Origin of the sequence: Aphanothece microscopica RSMan92 (assembly GCF_046613545.2) — a bacterium.
In the GTDB taxonomy this organism is placed as follows: Bacteria; Cyanobacteriota; Cyanobacteriia; order PCC-6307; family Cyanobiaceae; genus NIES-981.
In genome coordinates, this window is sequence record NZ_JBKKKY020000062.1 from 1 (window position 1) to 14,628 (window position 14,628).

17 protein-coding genes and 1 pseudogene are annotated in these 14,628 nt (G+C 71.0%); 11 read left to right on the plus strand and 7 right to left on the minus strand.

From position 1 onward, the window contains the following. Nucleotides 1-106: 106 nt before the first annotated feature. Both ACLD7X_RS13600 and folK read right to left on the minus strand, forming a co-directional pair. On the minus strand, nt 107-1,711 hold the full coding sequence (locus tag ACLD7X_RS13600; protein ID WP_411424195.1) for a DUF6798 domain-containing protein: 1,605 nt from the start codon (nt 1,709-1,711) through the stop codon (nt 107-109). Between the two features lie 55 nt (nt 1,712-1,766). Further along, complete coding sequence (folK, locus tag ACLD7X_RS13605) at nt 1,767-2,354, minus strand: 2-amino-4-hydroxy-6-hydroxymethyldihydropteridine diphosphokinase (RefSeq protein WP_411424196.1); 588 nt, start codon at nt 2,352-2,354, stop codon at nt 1,767-1,769. Between the two features lie 109 nt (nt 2,355-2,463). On the opposite strand from folK, the gene bchD reads away from it, so the two are divergent. Beyond that, nucleotides 2,464-4,578, plus strand: coding sequence for a magnesium chelatase ATPase subunit D (gene bchD / locus ACLD7X_RS13610; RefSeq protein ID WP_411424197.1), 2,115 nt, complete (start codon nt 2,464-2,466; stop codon nt 4,576-4,578). 36 nt (nt 4,579-4,614) lie between these two features. Here the strand turns inward: bchD and ACLD7X_RS13615 are convergent, their stop codons facing one another. Beyond that, nucleotides 4,615-5,616, minus strand: a complete 1,002-nt coding sequence (locus ACLD7X_RS13615) for an MlaD family protein (RefSeq protein WP_411424198.1) — start codon at nt 5,614-5,616, stop codon at nt 4,615-4,617. 5 nt (nt 5,617-5,621) lie between these two features. Then, the gene (locus ACLD7X_RS13620; RefSeq protein WP_411424199.1) at nt 5,622-6,434 is read right to left on the minus strand and encodes an ABC transporter ATP-binding protein; all 813 of its coding nucleotides are present in this window, start codon (nt 6,432-6,434) and stop codon (nt 5,622-5,624) included. A 59-nt stretch (nt 6,435-6,493) separates the two neighbouring features. On the opposite strand from ACLD7X_RS13620, the gene ACLD7X_RS13625 reads away from it, so the two are divergent. Together ACLD7X_RS13625 and ACLD7X_RS13630 are read left to right on the plus strand one after the other, a co-directional pair. Next, nucleotides 6,494-7,921, plus strand: a complete 1,428-nt coding sequence (locus ACLD7X_RS13625; protein WP_411424200.1) for a gluconeogenesis factor YvcK family protein — start codon at nt 6,494-6,496, stop codon at nt 7,919-7,921. A gap of 61 nt (nt 7,922-7,982) precedes the next feature. Then, nucleotides 7,983-8,819: a sulfotransferase family protein gene (locus ACLD7X_RS13630; protein WP_411424201.1), complete on the plus strand. Its 837-nt coding sequence runs from the start codon at nt 7,983-7,985 to the stop codon at nt 8,817-8,819. Between the two features lie 70 nt (nt 8,820-8,889). On the opposite strand, the gene ACLD7X_RS13635 is transcribed toward ACLD7X_RS13630, so the two are convergent. Genes ACLD7X_RS13635 through ndhC form a run of 3 tightly spaced genes read right to left on the minus strand, consistent with a single transcriptional unit; the run spans nt 8,890 to nt 10,606 of the window. Then, nucleotides 8,890-9,447 carry an NAD(P)H-quinone oxidoreductase subunit J gene (locus ACLD7X_RS13635; RefSeq protein WP_411424202.1) on the minus strand — a complete coding sequence of 186 codons (558 nt, stop codon included), beginning with the start codon at nt 9,445-9,447 and terminating at the stop codon, nt 8,890-8,892. Beyond that, nucleotides 9,440-10,228 (minus strand): NADH dehydrogenase subunit K, encoded by a 789-nt coding sequence (locus ACLD7X_RS13640; RefSeq protein WP_411424203.1) that lies wholly within the window; start codon nt 10,226-10,228, stop codon nt 9,440-9,442. The genes ACLD7X_RS13635 and ACLD7X_RS13640 overlap by 8 nt, the downstream gene beginning before the upstream one ends. A gap of 15 nt (nt 10,229-10,243) precedes the next feature. Further along, nucleotides 10,244-10,606, minus strand: a complete 363-nt coding sequence (ndhC, locus tag ACLD7X_RS13645) for a photosynthetic/respiratory NAD(P)H-quinone oxidoreductase subunit C (RefSeq protein ID WP_411424204.1) — start codon at nt 10,604-10,606, stop codon at nt 10,244-10,246. Nucleotides 10,607-10,798: 192 nt separating this feature from the next. On the opposite strand from ndhC, the pseudogene ACLD7X_RS13650 reads away from it, so the two are divergent. The 8 genes and pseudogenes from ACLD7X_RS13650 to ACLD7X_RS13685 form a co-directional block, all read left to right on the plus strand. Continuing rightward, a pseudogene (locus ACLD7X_RS13650) lies at nt 10,799-11,131 on the plus strand (rubredoxin); the annotation flags it as partial. A 10-nt stretch (nt 11,132-11,141) separates the two neighbouring features. Continuing rightward, nucleotides 11,142-12,230, plus strand: coding sequence for a photosynthesis system II assembly factor Ycf48 (locus ACLD7X_RS13655; protein WP_411424205.1), 1,089 nt, complete (start codon nt 11,142-11,144; stop codon nt 12,228-12,230). Between the two features lie 134 nt (nt 12,231-12,364). After that, a complete protein-coding gene (psbE, locus tag ACLD7X_RS13660) occupies nt 12,365-12,613 on the plus strand; it encodes a cytochrome b559 subunit alpha (RefSeq protein WP_190388659.1) in 249 nt (82 codons plus the stop codon). Nucleotides 12,614-12,616: 3 nt separating this feature from the next. Then, nucleotides 12,617-12,754, plus strand: coding sequence for a cytochrome b559 subunit beta (psbF, locus tag ACLD7X_RS13665; protein WP_006909199.1), 138 nt, complete (start codon nt 12,617-12,619; stop codon nt 12,752-12,754). A gap of 11 nt (nt 12,755-12,765) precedes the next feature. Next, nucleotides 12,766-12,885, plus strand: coding sequence for a photosystem II reaction center protein PsbL (psbL, locus tag ACLD7X_RS13670; protein WP_006909086.1), 120 nt, complete (start codon nt 12,766-12,768; stop codon nt 12,883-12,885). Nucleotides 12,886-12,900: 15 nt separating this feature from the next. Next, complete coding sequence (locus ACLD7X_RS13675) at nt 12,901-13,101, plus strand: photosystem II reaction center protein J (protein ID WP_411424206.1); 201 nt, start codon at nt 12,901-12,903, stop codon at nt 13,099-13,101. Nucleotides 13,102-13,273: 172 nt separating this feature from the next. After that, the gene (locus tag ACLD7X_RS13680) at nt 13,274-13,960 is read left to right on the plus strand and encodes a lysophospholipid acyltransferase family protein (RefSeq protein ID WP_411424207.1); all 687 of its coding nucleotides are present in this window, start codon (nt 13,274-13,276) and stop codon (nt 13,958-13,960) included. Nucleotides 13,961-13,976: 16 nt separating this feature from the next. Beyond that, nucleotides 13,977-14,628: 3-deoxy-D-manno-octulosonic acid transferase (locus ACLD7X_RS13685; protein WP_425625221.1), on the plus strand; the 652-nt coding region annotated here is incomplete at its 3' end.

Below are 14,628 nucleotides of genomic sequence, written 5' to 3' on the forward strand. Positions count from 1 at the left end.
CGCAGCTTGCGGGCCTGCAGCGCGGCGGTGGTCTCCAGATGGCGCGCGGGCTCGGGGGCGGGCAGGGGCGCCATGGGGGAGAGGCAGCTGCAGCCCAGCATGGCCGCTAGGGCTGCCGCCAGGCCGTCCAGTCGCCGTTGCGGAACCCCTCTCGCCAGCCCGCCGGTCCAGCCTGGGCAGGCCGGGTGATCACGACCGTGGCGCCACTGTGGTCGGCCAGGCGCAGCAGGGCCGGGGGGGTGAGCGCGGCGTAGGCCTCGCCCAGGCGTTCACGGGCTTGCCAGCCCCCCGGGCCCTCCCAGACGCGGCGGTCGTCGCCGGCCAGGGCGGTGAGGCGGCAGTACCAGGTGTGGATGGCGGCGCTGGCGGTGGGAATCTGTTTGAACTGCACGTAGCCCGCCCGCCCGGTCTGCAGCGAGAGATCCTCGAAGCCGCTCGGGGGTGCCATCACCAGCGCGCTGGTGGGGGTCGCCCGGCGGATCCAGCCGTAGAGCTCGGCCTGGGGTTCGGAGGCCACGAACTGACGCCGCAGGCCGGCCGCCGCCCCGGGCAGTTCCCGCACCAGGCCCGCCAGGCTGATCACCAGCACCAGGCCCACCAGGCCGCTGCGGGCCGGGCGGCCCCGCAGCCACGGCTGCAGGCCCGCGGCCAGCAGCAGCCACACCCCCAGCATCAGCAGGGTGTCGGCCAGGCGGAAGGGGTAGATCTGCAGCAGGGAGCTCTGGGGATCCCGCAGGGCGATCAGCAGGCCGATCAGGGCCGGCGGCCAGCTCATCACCACCCAGAGGGCCAGGTCGTGGCCGGCGTGGGCCTGGGGGTCGTCGCCGTCCCGCCGCGCCCGCGAAAGCACCACCCCGAGTGCCAGCAGCCCCAGGAAGAGCAGGGCGCGGGCCCAGTCGGCCCACGACCAGCTGCTCGGCAGCAGGTGGTGCGGGTTGCGGAGCACCACGTAGATCCAGCCCGCGGACGGCAGGTCGGACCCGGCCCCCGGGGGGCTTCCGCCGGCCAGGTGCCCCTTGCCGACCAGCTGCTCCGCCAGGGCGAGGCTCACCGGCAGGGCGGTGAGCAGGCAGCCGCCGAGCCAGCGGCCCAGGGCGGCCCCATTCCAGCGCCGACCCTGATCCAGCAGGGCCAGGCCCGTCAGTGCCAGGATCCCGAATCCCCCCACCAGCAGGTGAAAGGAGCAGGCCAGCCCGCTGTAGAGGCCGCTGGCCCACCAGCGCCGGTCGCGCCAGGCGGCATAGGCCAGCAGCAGGGTCGCGTAGGCGAAGGTCTTCGGCTCCGCTCCCCCCACCATCCACTCGGCCGCCACCACCCCCTGGCTGAAGCTGAACAGGGCCGCGGCCAGCGCGGCGAGCGGGGCCGAGAGCCCCAGCGGCACCGTGATGCCGGCCAGGCCCCAGGCCCACAGGGCGTAGCCCAGCAGCCGCACCACCAGCGAGCCGAGGGGAAACCCCAGGGGGATGACGATCCGGCCGCTCAGCTGCTGGAACAGCCACTGGTAGCCCTGGCTGCTGTTGAGGTACCAGTCGTGCGGGATCCAGGCCGGCTCCACCTGCTGGCGGGCCAGGGCCAGCTTGCCGGCCTCGTTGCTGGCGAGGTTGTCGTCGAACAGGCACAGCGCCGTGATCACCAGGCCGATCGCCAGCGCCGATCGCCAGCGCTCTCCCCCGGGCCGGGCGGGGTTTCCGAGGGTTCCGGCGGGTGGCATGCGGCGGGAGGGGAAGGGCTGGCAGGGGCCAGAAGGGCATTCAAGGCGGCGGCCTTCATTCGGGCCAGCCCGGCTCGCCCGGCAGGCGCAGCACGGCCGCGGCTCCGCCGCCCCCCCGGGGCCCCGCCCCACCGGCGCACAGGAGCGCCTCCAGCAGCACCCCCACGGGCCGCTCCGAGCCCGGCGGCACCAGCGCCGGCGCGATCGCGTCCAGGGGGGCCAGCACAAAGGCCCGTTCCATCAGCCGCGGATGGGGCAGCTCCAGGGCGGTGCTTCGGACCGTGGCCGCTCCGCACCAGAGCAGATCCAGATCGAGGCTGCGGGGGCCCCAGGGCTCCTGGCGCTGCCGGCCGAACCGGTCTTCCAGGCTCTGGAGTTCGACCAGCAGCTCCTGCGGGTCGGCCTGGGGCGTCTGCCAGGCCAGCAGCACCGCGTTGAGGTAGTCGGGTTGGCCGGCCGGACCGCCCACCGGTGCCGTACGGAACAGCGGCGACCACTGCAGCCCCCGCCAGCCTCGGCGGTGCAGAAGGCTCTCGAGCCATGGCCGCACCGACACCAGGGTGGTGCGCGGCGGGCCGGCCGGCCCGGGCAGGTTGGCGCCCAGGGCAATGGCGGTGGTGGTCGCCCCGGCCCCCTCGCGCATGGCTGTCTCCCGGTGAGCCGCAGCCGGGAGGCTAGGCAGCGGCCTTGCGGCAGGCGATCCCCGCACCATCGGCGAGACTGGCCTCTTCCCCGAGGCCGAGCCCCCAGCCATGGTTGCCAGCGGAGTCGCCCGTGACAGTGCCGCCCGCGCCTTCCCCCTGGCCGCCATCACCGGGCACGGCAGCCTCAAGCTGGCCCTGCTGCTGGCGGCGGTGGATCCGGGCCTGGGCGGCGTGGTGATCGCCGGCGGGCGGGGCACCGGCAAGTCGGTGCTGGCCCGCGGCCTCCATGCCCTGCTGCCGCCGATCGATGTGCTCGATCTCGGCGAGCCGTCGGCGGGACTCGCTCCCCAGGCGCTGAACATCGATCCGCGCCGCCCCGACGACTGGGATGCCGCCACCCGCACCCGCCTGCAGGAACTGGGCGCGGATGCCAGCGGCAGCGACCCGGCGGCCCTGCTGCCCACCCGGGTGATTCCGGCGCCCTTCGTGCAGGTGCCGCTGGGGATCACGGAAGACCGCCTGGTCGGCTCGGTGGACGTCGCCGCTTCCCTGGCCAGTGGCCAGGCGGTGTTCCAGCCCGGTCTGCTGGCCGAAGCCCACCGGGGCGTGCTCTACGTCGATGAGCTCAACCTGCTCGACGACACCATCACCAACCTGCTCTTGGCGGCGGTGGGCAGCGGCGAGAACCGCATCGAGCGGGAGGGTCTGAGCCTCTCCCACCCCTGCCGCTGCCTGCTGATCGCCACCTACAACCCGGAGGAGGGGGCCGTGCGCGACCACCTGCTCGATCGCTTCGCCATCGTCCTGAGTGCCAACCAGGTGCTCGAGCTGGATCAGCGCGTCACGATCACCCGCTCCGCCATGGACCATGCGGCGTCGAGCGAGGGATTCCGTGGCCGCTGGCAGGAGGAGACCGATGCCCTGGCGACGCAGCTGCTGCTGGCGCGCCAGTGGCTGCCGGATGTGGGGATCACCCGCGAGCAGATCGCCTATCTGGTCAACGAGGCCCTGCGCGGCGGGGTGGAGGGCCACCGCTCGGAGCTCTATGCCGTGCGGGTGGCCCGCGCCCATGCCGCCCTCAGCGGCCGTGACCGGGTCGAGGCCGAAGACCTCCAGGTGGCCGTGCGGCTGGTGATCGCGCCGCGGGCCCTGCAGCTGCCGCCGCCCGATCCCGATCAGCCGATGGAGCCGCCGCCGCCGCCCCAGGGCGAGCAGCCTCCGGAGGATCCGGAGCCTCCCGAGCAGGATCCCGAGCAGCCCGACGACCAGGACCCGGACGAGCCGGAGAACGACGAGGACGACAGTCCCGAGGATCAGCCACCGCCCTCGGTGCCGGAGGAGTTCCTGCTCGATCCGGAGGCTGTCGCCATCGATCCCGACCTGCTGCTGTTCAGCGCCGGCCGGGCCAAGACCGGGGGCAGCGGCAGCCGGGCCGTGGTGTTCAGCGACTCCCGCGGCCGCTACGTGAAGCCGATGCTGCCCCGCGGCCCGGTGAAGCGGATCGCCGTGGATGCCACCCTGCGGGCGGCGGCGCCGTATCAGAAATCCCGCCGCGAGCGCGAACCCCACCGCAGGGTGGTGGTGGAGGACGGCGACCTGCGCGCCAAGCAGCTGCAGCGCAAGGCCGGTGCCCTGGTGATCTTCCTGGTGGATGCCAGCGGCTCGATGGCGCTCAACCGCATGCAGAGTGCCAAGGGCGCCGTGATCCGGCTGCTCACCGAGGCCTACGAGAACCGCGACGAGGTGGCCCTGATCCCCTTCCGCGGCGAGCAGGCGGAGGTGCTGCTGCCCCCCACCCGCTCGATCACCGCCGCCCGCCGCCGCCTGGAATCGATGCCCTGCGGCGGCGGTTCCCCCCTGGCCCATGGCCTCTCCCAGGCCGCCCGGGTGGGAGCCAATGCCCTCGCTACCGGCGATCTCGGCCAGGTGGTGGTGGTGGCGATCACCGACGGCCGCGGCAACGTGCCGCTCAGCCGCTCCCTGGGCCAGCCGGAGCTCGAGGGGGAGGAGCCGGTGGACCTCAAGGAGGAGGTGAAGCAGGTGGCCAGCCGCTACCAGGCCCTGGGCATCAAGCTGCTGGTGATCGACACCGAGCGCAAGTTCATCGGCAGCGGCATGGGCAAGGACCTGGCCGAGGCGGCCGGCGGGAAATACGTGCAGCTGCCGAAGGCCAGCGATCAGGCCATTGCCGCGATCGCCATGGAGGCGATCAGCTCCGTCTGATCCGCTTTCCCCAGGGAGGAGGGGGAGGGGCAGGGCTCAGGGATCGCTGCCCGGGCGCCGCAGGGCGGGGGGCTCCCCGGGCTTGTGCCCCTGCCCGGCATTCCTGAGCTGCCTGGCCTTCTCCTGGTCGGCCTTCTCCCGCTCGGCCTTGTCCCGGGCAGCACCGGTCTGGGCGGGGTAGAGCTCATCGAAGAACTTGCCCAGGCCCACCGCCACGCTGCGCAGCCCATCCATGAAGCCGGGGTCGGCGGTCAGCTTGTTCACGTCTCCCCCCACCGCGTCCCAGCGGGCCGTGAGATGTTCGGCATTCGTGACCGTCTGCTGCAGGTCCGCGACCGTTCTGGGGTTGTCCAGCGCCGCGATCAGCTGACGCAGATGGGCCGAACTGGCGTTGAGGTTGGTGATCGTGGGTTGGGCCCGATCCACCGTGTGGTCCAGGTTCTTGGCCAGCACCTTGCCCTGCTTGAGGAAGGAGGAGGCGTCCTTGGAGGTCTCCTCCACCCTGGCTGCCAGCTGGGAGAACTTGCTCACCAGCTGGTTCTTATCGGTGTCGACCAGCAGGTCGTACATGAGGGTGGTGACCCTGGAGAGGCTGGGCCCTTCCGTGCCGCTGATGGTGCCGCCGTCGCAGAGCATCCGGGTGCGGGGGCAGCCCGGCGCCCGCGGGTTGGGGGCGGAGGCCTCGAGCGGTTTGCCGGAGCTGATCAGGGCCACCTGGGCCTCACCACCCAGGAGGGAGGCCTGGCCGATCTCCGCCCGGGCCGGCAGCGCCAGGCGCAGGTCAGGGTGGGTGATCTCCAGCTGGGCGATGATCGCTTCCGAGGTGATCCGCACCGACCGCACGCTGCCCACCAGCACACCCCGGTAGGTGACCGGCGAGCGTTCCGCCAGCCCGGAGGCCTGGTCAAAGCTGGCCTTCAGGCTCCAGTACTGCCGGGTGAGGGACAGGCCGCGAAGCCAGAAGGAGAACGCCACCACGCTGGTCACGGCGGTCAGCAGGGAAAAGCCGACGATCGCCTCACGCACGGAGCGGCGCATGAAAATCAGGCCTCCGCAGGCTGCATGGGTCCGCGCAGACTACCGCTCCTGAACTGAACCACGTAGGGATTGTCGGTGCTGCGGTACGCCGCCAGATCGCCGGCCCAGCGGAACACGCCGCCGTAGAGCAGCACCATCTGCTGTCCGGTGCGTTCGATCGTGCTGTGCACATGGCTCACCACGACGGAGCTGGCCTGGGCGACCTCGGTGGCCCGCACGATTAGGTCCTCGATGCGGGTGCAGGCCACGGGATCGAGCCCCGCCGTGGGTTCGTCGAACAGGAGCAGCGGCATCTGGGCGTGACCCAGCTGGGGGGCGGCGATCAGGGCGCGGGCGAAGCTCACCCGTTTCTGCATGCCGCCACTCAGTTCGCCCGGCAGGAGGTGCTCGATGCCACCCAGCCCGACCGCTTCCAGGGCATGGCTCACCCGCTGACGGATCTCCGCCTCGCTCAGCCGGCCGTAGCGGTAGAGCAGGAAGCCGACGTTCTGTCCCACGGTGAGCGAACCCAGCAGGGCTGGGTTCTGGAACACCAGCCGCACATCCGGCGGGTTCTCCTGGTCGAGCCGCAGGTACCTCTGGGGTTGACCATGCAGCAGCAGGGTGCCGCCGGTGGGCAGCTGCAGGCCCGCCAGCAGCCGCAGAATCGTCGACTTGCCGGCACCGGAGGGCCCCACCACCACCAGCCGTTCGCCGGGCTGGAGGGTGAGGTTCACGCCATCGAGCACGCAGTTCCTGCCCCAGCGCACGCTGAGGTCCCGGAGCTCGGCCAGGGGCGGGGTGGGGGGTTGCAGAGCGGTCGGCGAAGCGGAGTCCATCCTGGCCTCTTGCGGCCTGCCTAAAGTCCAGCCAGAACCGACAGCGTCCTCCCTCGCCCTTGCCCCCCTCTGCGTCGGCCCCCAGATCGCGGCGGTCCCGCCGGCGCAGCGCGCGGGATGGCTGGGTCGGTCGGGGTGAACTGCGTCAGCGCGATCTGGTCAGCCGTTCCAGGCGGGCGGTGCGCTGGCTCCAGCCCGGGCTGGTCGTCAAGCGCTGGGTCCTGACCTCGGGCCTGGGTCTGTTGATCGCCCTGCTCGGAGCGGCCGTCTGGGCCGATCTCCAGCCCATCTACTGGACCCTGGCGAGCATCCAGTGGCTGCTCAAGAACCTCACCACGGTGCTGCCCCGGGAGATCACAGGGCCGCTGGTGCTGGCGATCGGGGCCGGCCTGATCTGGCTTGGCCAGAGCCGCAGCTTCGGCACGATCCAGCAGGCGCTGGCGCCGGAGAAGGGCACCCACCTGGTCGACGCCCTCGCGGCCCAGGGCCGTCTCAACCGGGGCCCCAGCATCGTGGCCATCGGTGGCGGCACGGGCCTCTCCACCCTGCTCAGCGGGCTGAAGCGCTACAGCAGCAACCTCACCGCCATCGTCACGGTGGCGGACGACGGCGGCAGCAGTGGCGTCCTGCGGCGGGAACTCGGCGTGCAGCCCCCCGGCGATATCCGCAACTGCCTCGCGGCCCTGGCGCGCGAGGAGCCCCTGCTCACCCGTCTGTTCCAGTACCGCTTCCGATCCGGCAGCGGGCTGGAGGGCCACAGCTTCGGCAACCTGTTCCTCTCGGCCCTCACCGCGATCACCGGGAGCCTGGAATCCGCCATCACCGCCAGCAGCCGGGTGCTCGCCGTGCAGGGTCAGGTGGTCCCCGCCACCACCGCCGACGTGCGGCTCTGGGCCGAGCTGGAGAACGGCGAGCGCCTCGAGGGGGAGTCGGCGATCGGCCATGCTCCCAGCCCGATCGTGCGGCTGGGCTGCACGCCTGAGCGCCCGCCGGCCTTGCCCCGGGCGATCGAGGCCATTGCCCATGCCGATCTGATCGTGCTCGGCCCCGGCAGCCTCTACACCTCCCTGCTGCCCAATCTGCTGGTGCCCGAACTGGTGGCGGCGATCAGCCGCAGCCGGGCCCCGCGGCTCTACATCTGCAACCTGATGACCCAGCCGGGGGAGACCGACGGACTGGATGTGGAGGGCCACCTCAGGGCGATCGAAGCCCAGCTGGCCAGCCTCGGGGTGGAGCAGCGCCTGTTCACCGCCGTCCTGGCCCAGGAGGATCTGCAGGCCTCCCCCCTGCTGGACCACTACCGGCGCAAGGGGGCCCAGCCGGTGGTCTGCGACAGGCGCAGGCTGCAGAACCAGGGTTATGACGTCATGCAGGCCCCGCTCCAGGGGGCGCGCCCCACGGCCACGCTGCGCCACGATCCCCGCAGTCTGGCCGTGGCGGTGATGCGCTTCTACCGGCAGCATCGCCGCCAGCAGCGGGCCGCCTGAGCCTTGCCCGGGGCCCTGTCTGGCCTTCTGGCCGCTTCGCCGCGGCGAGTAACCTCCGCCCATGGAGGCATCCGACCAGCATTTCCTGCACCTGCCGGCGCACCACCTGATCTACGGACGGGTTCCCAAGGCCGCGAACAGCAGTGTCAAGGCTGCCCTCACCCGCCTGATCCGACCGGAACTGCAGCGCTCCCGCCGGCAACTCGGCCAGCGCTTGCAGCACCTCTTCCGGCCGTCCCGCTCCTGGCAGAGCTTTCCCTCGCAGATGGATCAGTACTGGGATCTGCTGCCCGCTTCGATCGCCCGGCCCGTGGATCGGGCCACCGCCCTCGAGCTCACCTCCCGCTGCTTCAGCTTCGCGGTGGTCCGCAATCCCTTCGACCGGATCCTCTCGGCCTACAACAACAAGGTGATCGAAATTCCCGTCTGCCCCGGGCGCATGCGCGCCATCGGCATCCGGAGCGGGATGCCCCTGGCGGGCTTTCTGGAGCGGGTCTGCGCGGCCCGTTCCGAGGACCTGGACATCCACGTGCTGCCCCAGGTGGAGATCCTCTGCGTTGCGGGCAGGCCCGTGCCCACCTGGGTGGCCTACGCCGAGAACCTCAGCGTCCATTGGACCTTCCTGGTGCGCAAGGCCCGTCGTGCCGGCATCTCCGGTCTGCCGCGGCACCTGCCCACGAAGAACACCCGGCGCCAGGGGGACTCCGCCGATCTCAGGTCGCTGCTGGCTGATCGCTCCCTGGTCGCCCTGGTGCGTCAGCGCTACCGGGATGACCTGAGGATCTTCTACCCCTGGCTGCTGGAGGGTGAGCTCAGCGTGGAGAAGGTGCGCCTGGGCGGGCCGCGGCGTCCCCGCCATTTCTTCGGTGCCCCTGTGGCGCCCCTCCGCGCCGCGTGATCAGTTGAGCCCTGCGGCGATCCCGGGGCCCCGCGGCGATCCTGGGGCCCCTGCCGGCAGATGTCCTGACTCAGTAGGCGTCCTGCATCTCGTAGAAGTCGGGCTGCACATAGTCCTTGCGCAGCGGCCAGCCCTTCCAGTCCTCCGGCATCAGCAGGCGTTTGGGATGGGGATGGCCGGCGAACTGGATGCCGAACATGTCGTAGGTCTCCCGCTCCTGCCAGTCGGCGCCCCGGAAGAGGCCGTAGAGGCTGGGGATGGTGAGGTCGCCGTCGCGGGCCAGGAACACCTTGAGCCGCACTTCCTCCGGGCGGGTGTCGGCCGGAAGCTTGGCCATGCCCTGGCTGCTCTCGGCCAGAGCGCCCAGTTTGACCAGGTGGTAGAAGCTCACCAGGCGGCCGCCGGGCCCCTCGTCGTAGCCACCCTGACACTGCAGGTAATCAAAGCCCTGGGCCTTCAGGGCCGTCGCCAGCAGCGGCAGGAAGGGTGCTTCGACGCCCAGCACTTCGACGCCCAGGTGGTCCGCCGGGAGCACCTGGTGGTCGAAGCCCTGGCTGCTGAGCCACTGGCTCACCGGGCCCGCCGGGGCAGCCGTCAGGGCGTCGCTGGAAGGGGTCGGCTCAGGCATCGGTCGTAGGGGTGGCGTTGGCGGAGGCTCCGGGCTCGGCAGACGCCAGCGGAGCTGCCGTGGCCTCCTGGGCGAGCGTGCCCAGGGGCAGGCCGGCGGCCGCAGCCAGGGCTGCCTGCTGGGTGGGGGCGGCCAGGTACTGCCCGGTGATGATGGGTTCGACAGCCTTCATCTGGTGGGCCACCGTGACGTAGCGGTGGGTGGGCCGCAGGTTGCCGCGCTCCGCCAGGGCCTCGTTGCCCACCTTCTTGCGCAGCTTGATCACGGCATCGAAGATCGCCTCGGGTCGGGGGGGGCAGCCCGGCAGGTAGAGGTCCACCGGAATGAGCTTGTCCACGCCCCGCACGGCGGTGGTCGAGTCGGCCGAGAACATGCCGCCGGTGATCGTGCAGGCGCCCATGGCGATGACGTACTTGGGCTCGGGCATCTGCTCGTACAGACGAACCAGGGCCGGGGCCATCTTCATCGTCACGGTGCCGGCCACGATCAGCAGGTCCGCCTGGCGGGGGCTGGACCGGGGCACCAGGCCGAAGCGGTCGAAGTCGAACCGGGAGCCGATCAGGGCCGCAAACTCGATGAAGCAGCAGGCGGTGCCGTAGAGCAGCGGCCAGAGGCTGCTGAGACGGGCCCAGTTGTGGAGGTCATCGAGGGTGGTGAGGATGACGTTCTCGGACAGATCTGCGGTGACCGAAGGCGATCCCACCGGGCCGCAGCTGGCGGCGCGGACATCCCGCAGGGCGTCGATGCCGGGGCTCTGGGGTGAGGAGGGTGTCAGTGTCATGGGAGGAGGGGTCCGTCAGCTCCACTCGAGGGCGCCCTTGCGCCAGGCGTAGGCGAGGGCCACCACCAGGATCGCAATGAAGATCAGGGCTTCGATGAAGGCCAGCAGGCCGAGGCGATGGAAGGCCACGGCCCAGGGATAGAGGAAGACGGTCTCCACGTCGAAGATCACGAAGACCAGCGCGAACATGTAATAGCGGATATTGAACTGAATCCACGCTCCGCCGATCGGCTCCATGCCGGACTCGTAGGTCAGTTCCCGCTCGCCGTTCCGGCTGGTGGGGGAGAGCAGCTTGTTGGTGACCAGGGCCAGCACCGGCACGGCCGCTGAGATGAGCAAGAAGCCCAGGAAGGCGTCATAGCCGGAGAGCACGAACATGCGGGCCTGCCCAACGTGGCGCGCAGTCTGGCACCCTCGGCGGTTCCTAGAGTTCTTTTGCCGCGCCCGAGTCTGTTGACCGACGAGATCGCCCCCCAGGAGATGCCCGAACCGGACGCCCCCCAGCCGGATGCTGCCCAACCGGACGCCGCCCAGCCGGATGCCGCTCAGCCGGATGCCGCTCAGCCGGATCCTGACGAGGCCACGACGGTCGACACGCACCGCTTCGAGTGCCGCAGCTGCGGTTTCGTCTACGACCCTGGCGAGGGGGTCAAGAAACTGGGCATCCCGGCAGGGACGCCCTTTCTCGAGCTGAATCCGGCCAGCTTCCGCTGCCCGGTGTGCCGCAGCAAGGTGGGGGCGTTCAAGGACATCGGACCGCGCAACAAGCCCAGCGGCTTCGAGGAGAACCTCAACTACGGCCTCGGCGTGAACCGGCTGACCCCCGGCCAGAAGAATGTGCTGATCTTCGGTGGCTTCGCTCTGGCCTTCGCCTTCTTCCTCTCCCTTTATTCCCTGCGTTGATCCTGCGCCGATGACCCCTCCTGCCGCCCGTCCCGCCCCCTGGTTCCGCCTTCCCTTCGCGCCGGGCTCCCGCCCCCCGGGGGCGATCCGCCCGGGCGTCCAGCCTCCCCGCCTGCTCCCCTCCCTGCTCAGCCTGGCGATGGTCGTGGTGCTGGCGTTCGGCCTGGGGGGCTGCGTCACCACGGGCCTGCCGAAGGCTGCCGCCAGCCCCTGGGAGCCGGTGCCTCTGGCCACCCAGTCCAACCCCCTCTCAGTGGCCTTCTCGGATGCGCGCCACGGCTTCCTGGTGGGCAGCAACCGCCTCATCCTCGAAACCGATGACGGCGGCGCCCATTGGGAGGAGCGGGCCCTCGACCTGCCGGAGGAGGAGAACTTCCGCCTGATCAGCATCGACTTCCGCGGCGATGAGGGCTGGATCGTCGGCCAGCCCGGTCTGCTGCTGCACAGCACCGACGCCGGCCGCAGCTGGAGCCGGCTCTTCCTCGACACCAAACTGCCCGGTGAGCCCTACCTGATCACCGCCCTCGGCCGGGACACCGCCGAGCTGGCCACCAATGTCGGCGCGATCTACGACACCCGTGACGGCGGGGCCAGCTGGCAGGCCAGGGTCGGCGACGCGGCGGGGGCGGTGCGGGAGCTGCGCCGCAGCCCCGACGGCCGCTACGTGAGTGTGAGCAGCCTCGGCAACTTCTTCTCCACCTGGGATCCCGGTCAGGAGACCTGGCAGCTGCACCAGCGGGTCAGCAGCCAGCGGCTTCAGACGATCGGCTTCCAGCCTGACGGAGCCCTGTGGATGCTGGCCCGCGGCGCCCAGATCCGCTTCAACAGCGATCCCGCCGATGCCGACCAGTGGACCAAGCCGGTCATCCCGATCACCAACGGCTACGGCTACCTCGACATGGCCTGGGATCCCAGCAGCCGGATCTGGACCGGGGGCGGCAGCGGCACCCTGCTCGTCAGTGACGACGGCGGGCAGACCTGGCAGAGGGATCCCGTCGGGGAGCGCCAGCCCTCCAACTTCACCCGCATCGTCTTCACCGACGATGGCAAGGGCTTCGTGCTGGGAGAGCGGGGCTCGCTGCTCCGCTGGGTGGGCTGAGCGGCTTCTTCCCAGCCGCGCCGGCGCGCAACCCACGCCGGCGCGGGCCCGCCAACTTCTGTAACCAAGCCCGTCGGGGCGTCCCGCCAACCCCGGCCTGACCCCTAGGATCCTCTGGCTGAACGCTTGTCGCTATGGCTGCCGGCTCCACAGGGGAACGCCCGTTCTTCGAAATCATCACCAGCATTCGCTACTGGGTGATCCACGCGGTCACACTGCCGGCGATCTTCCTGGCTGGCTTCCTCTTCGTGTCCACCGGCCTGGCCTACGACGCCTTCGGCACGCCCCGCCCTGACGCCTATTTCCAGGCCCAGGAGAGCAAGGCTCCCGTCGTGAGCCAGCGTTATGAGGGCAAGAGCCAGCTCGACCTGCGCCTGCAATAAGTCATGACCCAGTCTCCCGTCTCCACCACCCCGCGCAACTACCCGATCTTCACGGTGCGCTGGCTCTCGGTCCACGCCCTTGGCATCCCCACGGTCTTCTTCCTGGGTGCTCTGGCGGCCATGCAGTTCATCCGTCGCTGAGGTCAGGAGCCATGCAACGCAATCCCAATCCCAACAACCTGCCGGTCGAGCTCAACCGCACCAGCCTCTACCTAGGCCTGCTGCTGATCTTCGTCACCGGTGTGCTGTTCACCAGCTACTTCTTCAACTGATCCGGAGAGCACCCCATGAGCGGCAAGAAATCCACCCTGCCCGATGGCCGGATCCCAGACCGGCTTCCTGACGGCCGTCCTGCCGTCGCCTGGCGTTCCCGCTGGACCGAAGGGGTTCTGCCCCTCTGGCTCGTGGCCACGGCGGGCGGTATGGCCGTGATCTTCGTCGTCGGCCTGTTCTTCTACGGCGCTTACACCGGCGTCGGTTCCGCCTGATCCTGTCCAGCCATCGTCCAGGCTTCGTGCCCATGGCTCCATACCCCCGGAGGACAGCGTTGGCTGCCCCCGGGGGGTTCCTGTATGGGCCCAGCCGTGGGCTCCCTGAATCCGGGAATGGCCATGCGCCCGGCCCGCTCCCCCCGCACCCGATCGCGCCAGACCCTGCTCGGTGAAGAAGCGCACCCTGCTCAACAACGACGGTCTGGCCTGGCTGGCGGGGGCGCTGCTGAATGCCTACGGGCAGCTGGTGCTGCTCACGTCCCGCGTGCGGGTGGTGGTGGATCCCGCCACGGACCGGCTGCTGCGGGAACAGGGCAGGCCGGTGATCTATGCCCTCTGGCACTGCCATGTGTTTTTCATGCCGTTGCTCCGCATCCATGGCGGCCGTCCGGTCTCGGTGCTGCTGAGTGCCCACCGCGATGCCCAGATCGTGGGCGTCGCCGCCCGCATGCGCGGCGTTGACCTCGTGGCCGGCTCCTCCACGCGCGGCGGTGTCGGTGCCTACCTGCGCCTGTTCCAGCTGTTGCGCGAAGGCCGGTCCGTCTGCATCACCCCGGATGGCCCCCGGGGGCCGGCACGGCGGGCCAAGCCCGGGATCGTGCACCTTGCCCAGCAGTCGGGTTGTGCGGTGGTTCCCGTGGGCCTGGCCGTCAGCCGCCGCCGGCTGCTGCGGTCCTGGGACCGCACCCTGCTGCCGCTGCCCTTCTGCCGAGCCGTGCTCGCCCTGGGGGCACCGCTGCGGCTGGAGGCGGAGCCGGAGCCGGGGGGCGGAGCGACCCAGCCGCTGAACGGCCAGGCCGGGCGGCTGGAGGCGGCCCTGGAGGCCAGCGGACAACGGGCCAGCCGTGGGCTCTGAGCGTCGCCACGGCCCGATGCTGCTGGCTGGCTATCGGCTGCTGCTCACGCTGCTGACCCCGGCCCTTGGGCTCATCCTCGTGGTTCGCCTGCTGCAGGGCAAGGAGGACCCCCGGCGCCTGGGGGAGCGTCTCGGTCGGGCGGTACGCCCGCGCCCGTCCGGGCCGCTGGTGTGGCTCCATGCCGCCAGTGTGGGGGAGCTCGGCAGCCTGTTGCCGCTGTTGCGGGAGCTGGCCGTGGCGAGTCGTCGGGCGGGGTATCGGCCCCCCACCCTGCTGGTCACTTCGGTGACCCGCACATCCGCCGCAATGGCCGAGACCCTGCTGCCGCGCGGGGTGCTTCACCAGTTCGCCCCGATCGACCACTGGGCGGCCGTCCGGCGGTTCCGGAACCACTGGCGGCCCGATCTCGCGCTGCTGGCCGAGGCCGAACTCTGGCCCGAGCTGGTGCAGGCCATGCCCCGCCTGCATCTGATCAATGCCCGCATGAGCGAGCGCTCGTTCCGCCGCCACGGCCGCTTCCCCTGGTTTGCCGCCTGGCTGTTCGGACAGGTGTGCCACGGCTTCGCCCAGTCGGAACCCGATGCCCAGCGGCTGCGGCGCCTTGGCCTCCACCGCGTCGAGGCGGTGGGCTCCACCAAGTGGGATGCGGAGTCTCCCCGCCGGGATC

What these genes read in the sequence shown, in the direction of transcription:
- ACLD7X_RS13600 (WP_411424195.1), bottom strand. Translation starts at nt 1,711, where the DNA reads ATGCCACCCGCCGGAACCCTCGGAAACCCCGCCCGGCCCGGGGGAGAG.
- folK (WP_411424196.1), bottom strand. Translation starts at nt 2,354, where the DNA reads ATGCGCGAGGGGGCCGGGGCGACCACCACCGCCATTGCCCTGGGCGCC.
- bchD (WP_411424197.1), top strand. Translation starts at nt 2,464, where the DNA reads ATGGTTGCCAGCGGAGTCGCCCGTGACAGTGCCGCCCGCGCCTTCCCC.
- ACLD7X_RS13615 (WP_411424198.1), bottom strand. Translation starts at nt 5,616, where the DNA reads ATGCGCCGCTCCGTGCGTGAGGCGATCGTCGGCTTTTCCCTGCTGACC.
- ACLD7X_RS13620 (WP_411424199.1), bottom strand. Translation starts at nt 6,434, where the DNA reads ATGGACTCCGCTTCGCCGACCGCTCTGCAACCCCCCACCCCGCCCCTG.
- ACLD7X_RS13630 (WP_411424201.1), top strand. Translation starts at nt 7,983, where the DNA reads ATGGAGGCATCCGACCAGCATTTCCTGCACCTGCCGGCGCACCACCTG.
- ACLD7X_RS13635 (WP_411424202.1), bottom strand. Translation starts at nt 9,447, where the DNA reads ATGCCTGAGCCGACCCCTTCCAGCGACGCCCTGACGGCTGCCCCGGCG.
- ACLD7X_RS13640 (WP_411424203.1), bottom strand. Translation starts at nt 10,228, where the DNA reads ATGACACTGACACCCTCCTCACCCCAGAGCCCCGGCATCGACGCCCTG.
- ndhC (WP_411424204.1), bottom strand. Translation starts at nt 10,606, where the DNA reads ATGTTCGTGCTCTCCGGCTATGACGCCTTCCTGGGCTTCTTGCTCATC.
- ACLD7X_RS13655 (WP_411424205.1), top strand. Translation starts at nt 11,142, where the DNA reads ATGACCCCTCCTGCCGCCCGTCCCGCCCCCTGGTTCCGCCTTCCCTTC.
- psbE (WP_190388659.1), top strand. Translation starts at nt 12,365, where the DNA reads ATGGCTGCCGGCTCCACAGGGGAACGCCCGTTCTTCGAAATCATCACC.
- psbF (WP_006909199.1), top strand. Translation starts at nt 12,617, where the DNA reads ATGACCCAGTCTCCCGTCTCCACCACCCCGCGCAACTACCCGATCTTC.
- psbL (WP_006909086.1), top strand. Translation starts at nt 12,766, where the DNA reads ATGCAACGCAATCCCAATCCCAACAACCTGCCGGTCGAGCTCAACCGC.
- ACLD7X_RS13675 (WP_411424206.1), top strand. Translation starts at nt 12,901, where the DNA reads ATGAGCGGCAAGAAATCCACCCTGCCCGATGGCCGGATCCCAGACCGG.